This window comes from Vibrio sp. 10N.222.48.A3, assembly GCF_041475345.1.
Taxonomy (GTDB): domain Bacteria; phylum Pseudomonadota; class Gammaproteobacteria; order Enterobacterales; family Vibrionaceae; genus Vibrio; species Vibrio tasmaniensis_A.
Window position 1 is genome coordinate 1 of the sequence record NZ_JBFRVX010000352.1, and the last position, 4,244, is coordinate 4,244.

Genomic DNA, 4,244 nt, shown 5'->3' on the forward strand with positions numbered 1-4,244 from the left:
TATATTTGCGACAGAACCCTCTTCGTTTATCCAAATATCGATTCGTCCTCGGTTCATCAATGATTGGTTGTATTCAGGCCAGTTCGTCAGTTTATAGGTTTGCTTTGGAATGTGGTGGCGCTTTGAATTGTTAAACTTGTTTGGCATGGATAAGTAAGCCTCGAGGCGAAAACTGCATTATATCAGTAGAGGCCTCGTGATTATTGTGCTGCTCCGAAATACGAGCGATGCAACAACGCCCCTGCTAACCTAGAAGGTGAATTAGGTTTTCAGTGGCTTAAGGTTTGCGTTAATGCAGTGAATGACATCAAAAAACAAAAACAAGAGAATCCGTCATGAGTTTTTCATATGAACAAAGAATTAAGCACTTACATGAGCTTTCTCAATTGCCTAGACAATCGTTGTGCTTTCAGCTTTTAACGATCATGAATCTTTGTTATCACAACTTGGATAATGGCAAGGTCGAACGATTGAAATCAGATGATGAAACCTTTTTCTATGAGGCTAATTCACTGAAAGAGCAACTACTCGATGTGCCGAGTCTTAGTAACTCTCATAAGGTGCTCTATTTCCTACTCGATGCGGGTTTTATTGAGCGACGAGTGTTAGATAAAGATGGCCAAGTCGTTATTGGTGATAGCTACCAAAGAAACACGGCCAAAATCTATTGGCGTATATCCGACAAAGGGTTAAGTGTTTTCGGTTAATTAAAAACTCAAGGAATTAAGTCATGGGGCTGTTGCAATTAATCAGAGAATGCAGATCTACTCAGTCATGGGCGTAACCATTACTGGTAAATCACCTCAACATTGAAGAGACGATTCATGAAGGCGGATCTCTCCCGAATAAGCGTTTTACGCTCATCATGACGTAACCAGAAAAGACAAAACTTGTTGAAGAGACGCCGACTCAGGATAGAGACGTTGTTTATCTCGATAGAGCGCACATTGATTATTGCTTCGATGATGATAATCGCCAAGTTGCATCAATCTCGTTGTTCATACATACCAATGAATTGGGCAAGTTTACTCACTGCTTAACAGAGCAACGTTACTTCAAATTCGAGCAGTATCAAGTCAGCGAAGAATTAAGAAATTATCATTACCAACTTCATCCTATTCGCTCACCTGATTGAAGAGCCAGCGCGAGCAGTAAACTTACGCTAGCTGGAGGTTTGATTTTTGGGTACTGATTAAGTGCCGTTACGTTAAATAAGACGACGTGATTTCTTGTGTAATGAAGGGGCATATTTAATGAACTAACGATAAATTGTCGAACCATACCAACGAAGGCACCAAAGAATGATTTCAGGGGCAAAGTGTTTCCATTTGAATGCGGGATTGGCCATTGAGTCACTAGATTAGAAAAGACAGAACTGAATTCTGAGTCTTGGCTGATTTTTTTGCAACAACCCCTATTTGTCACGTCCCATCCTTTTTGTGACAAACGAATAGAAAACTGATCATTTTTGGGAACACGCGACGAAATCGAGGTGAAAACGCATCACAAACAATGAGTAGTTAGGGGCTTCAAGTTAGCGATAGAAAGAGGAACGACGAAAAACCCGACCGCTTACGGTCACGCCCTTACGGAAAACTTATTCCTTTATTGTCTATCGACAATTGCACTGTGCATGTTGTTTAAATCCAATAAGGTTTATATGCATATTCGGATTGTGTTGCTTTTTGCAATGCAATTTAAGAATCAACAACATAACAAATCTATCATGATGCATGTTTGTTAGCGCTTTTTTCTGTGGTTCGAATCTTGCTTTATAATAAATCTATTGCACTCTTTACGGTGACTTATGAATAAAATCTCAACGAAGCTACTCTTAATTCCGATGTTATTTTCTCTTTCTCTTTTTGCTGTTCATGCGTTAAATGGTAACGTTTCTCAAATAATCATGGAACGATTCCAATCGGTATACTTAGACCGTGTTATTCCATTATCAAACTTGAAAAAAATCTCAGACTTGTACGCCGTTAACTTGATTGATGCCGCCAATAAACAACACGTAGGGTTAATTACTAAGGACCAATTTTACACAGGTGCATCAGAATCCATTAATGAAGCAAAATCAATTTGGCAAGAATATCTAAAAACTGCATTAACGGACAAAGAAGCAAAATTGGCCCAAAGGTTAGAGAAACAAATTTCAACGGTTGAATCTCAGGTTCCACTTTTGCTGAAACAACATAAAAGCAACGCCGTTGATGACTATATGATGATAGAAACATTATATAAGCTAGTTGATGCTATGGGAGAGGATTTAGGATTGTTAATTGATCTACAACTTGATGTTTCTAAGCAAGAGTTCACATTATCAAATTCTGAGTTGAGAAAGTCTACGTTGTGGGGCTGGACTATTGTTTTACTCACTTCATTGCTCGTGTCTATCCTTTCATTCTGGTTTGCTAAAAGAGAAGTTAGAAATTTACCCATGATTGTTGAATGGTTAAAGGCGCTTTCGGAAGGTAAAGTTCACAACAAAACGTTGCCATTGAGCAGAAATGAGCTTGATAGTATCTCTGAGTCTGTAACAATTTTATCTGAACGGCTATCAGGTGTCGTACTAGAAAGCCAAAACGTAATGAGTACAATTAAAGTTAAACAAGACCATTCGTTGGTTCTTGTTGATCAGAATCGAAAAAATTCATTAAGTGAACTTTCATCTGTTGAACAAGTGGCAACAGCATCCACTGAAATGGCGTCCACAGCAAATGATGTTGCTACAAATGCAATGAAAGCAGAGGAAGCCGCTATGGAAGCAAATAGCGTGATTGAATCCAGTCAATCCATCCTCATGAATTCAACACAAACAACAGAAAAAATAAGTAATTCTATTTTAGAAGCAAAAAATTTAGTTAATCATCTTCGAGAACATTCGGAGACCATTAGTTCTGTAGTTGATGTTATCAACAGTATCTCAGAGCAAACCAATCTATTGGCCTTAAATGCTGCAATTGAAGCGGCTCGTGCAGGAGAACAAGGGAGAGGGTTTGCTGTTGTGGCTGATGAAGTCAGAGCATTGGCTGCCAAAACACAACAATCAACAGTTGATATTCAAACCATTATCACCCAACTTCAAGAGAAGTCTAAGCAAGCTGATGATTCCATGAGTAGAAACGTTGAATTAATGAATCTAACCAAAGAGGCTACGAATGAGTTGACGGAATCATTCGCGATAATATCAGAGAAAGTTACGGGTATTTCTGAAGTAAATGCTGTCGTAGCAACGGCTTCCGAAGAGCAAAGTGCCGTTACTCAAGATATTTCAAAGCAACTCGAAGATATTAATTCGCTGGTTCAACAGAATATAAAAGGAATAGAAGAAAGTACAAATTCCAATCAAGAAGTTGGTGCTTTAGCTGAAAAATTACAGTCAGAATTATCTTTTTTTGAGGTGAAAAAAATTAATGATTGAGGTTGCATTATTGAATTCACTCGCAAGTTCTTAGTGTTGGTATTGAGCGACAATTACCTTGGCCGTCGCATTGACTCAATAATCTACTTATCTGAAAACACTTACCCCTTTGGGAAATATGTGCCAATAAATTTTTGCGGTGTTTCTTTGGTGGGCTTGTTGCAACTAATCAGATAATGCAGATCTACCCAGTCATGGGCGTAACCATTACTGGTAAACCACCTCAACATTGAAGAGACGATTCATGAAGGCGGATCTCTCCCGAACAAGCGTTTTACGCTCATCATGACGTAACCAGAAATCAAACTGGCCTTTGTTCAACATTCGCAGTGATTCGCCCCCCTCGATGGTTGACCAGGCTCGCTTTCGTATTTTAAAACCGCCTGTGCTGACAACGAGCTTCTTGATGGAGCGTGATCGGACTCGATACCATTATTGAGATACTTCACTTGCCGTTGCTCGACATCCGCTCGCAGCCGTCCCTCCTTCTTCAGGCGCAAGATAGCATGAGCAGACGAGGAATGCTTGTCTGTGTTCAAGGTCTTAGGCTGAGTGTCTACATCATAATATCTTAAGCACCGTTTCAAGAACTGATAAGCCGCGTTTTTATTCCGTTTTTGGGATAAATAGAAGTCCAGTGTTTCGCCTTGCTTGTTGATAACTCGATACAGATAATGCCATTTCCCTTTGACCTTGACGTAGGTTTCATCGAGCTGCCACGAAGAGTCTGTTCGGATGAACTGATGGCGGCGTAATTTCTTGAGTAATGTAGGGGCATATTCAATGAACCAACGATAAAGGTTCTGTCGCAAATATA

At 39.6% G+C, this 4,244-nt stretch carries 2 protein-coding genes and 3 pseudogenes; 3 read left to right on the forward strand and 2 right to left on the reverse strand.

The features are described from left to right. Positions 1 to 335 precede the first annotated feature (335 nt). Positions 336 to 707, forward strand: coding sequence for a hypothetical protein (locus AB4653_RS10985; protein ID WP_102258641.1), 372 nt, complete (start codon positions 336 to 338; stop codon positions 705 to 707). 80 nt (positions 708 to 787) lie between these two features. On the opposite strand, the pseudogene AB4653_RS10990 reads toward AB4653_RS10985, so the two are convergent. After that, positions 788 to 910: pseudogene (locus AB4653_RS10990) on the reverse strand (IS6 family transposase); the annotation flags it as partial. On the opposite strand from AB4653_RS10990, the pseudogene AB4653_RS10995 reads away from it, so the two are divergent. Together AB4653_RS10995 and AB4653_RS11000 are read left to right on the forward strand one after the other, a co-directional pair. After that, positions 881 to 1,135: pseudogene (locus tag AB4653_RS10995) on the forward strand (hypothetical protein); the annotation flags it as partial. The pseudogenes AB4653_RS10990 and AB4653_RS10995 sit on opposite strands and share 30 nt — an antisense overlap. 672 nt (positions 1,136 to 1,807) lie before the next feature. Next, complete coding sequence (locus AB4653_RS11000) at positions 1,808 to 3,427, forward strand: methyl-accepting chemotaxis protein (protein WP_102258642.1); 1,620 nt, start codon at positions 1,808 to 1,810, stop codon at positions 3,425 to 3,427. Positions 3,428 to 3,634: 207 nt separating this feature from the next. Here AB4653_RS11000 and AB4653_RS11005 read toward each other — a convergent pair. After that, positions 3,635 to 4,244: pseudogene (locus AB4653_RS11005) on the reverse strand (IS6 family transposase); the annotation flags it as partial.

Excerpts from the sequence above, each read along its gene's own strand:
- AB4653_RS11000 (WP_102258642.1), top strand. The coding sequence starts at position 1,808 with ATGAATAAAATCTCAACGAAGCTACTCTTAATTCCGATGTTATTTTCT.
- AB4653_RS10985 (WP_102258641.1), top strand. The coding sequence starts at position 336 with ATGAGTTTTTCATATGAACAAAGAATTAAGCACTTACATGAGCTTTCT.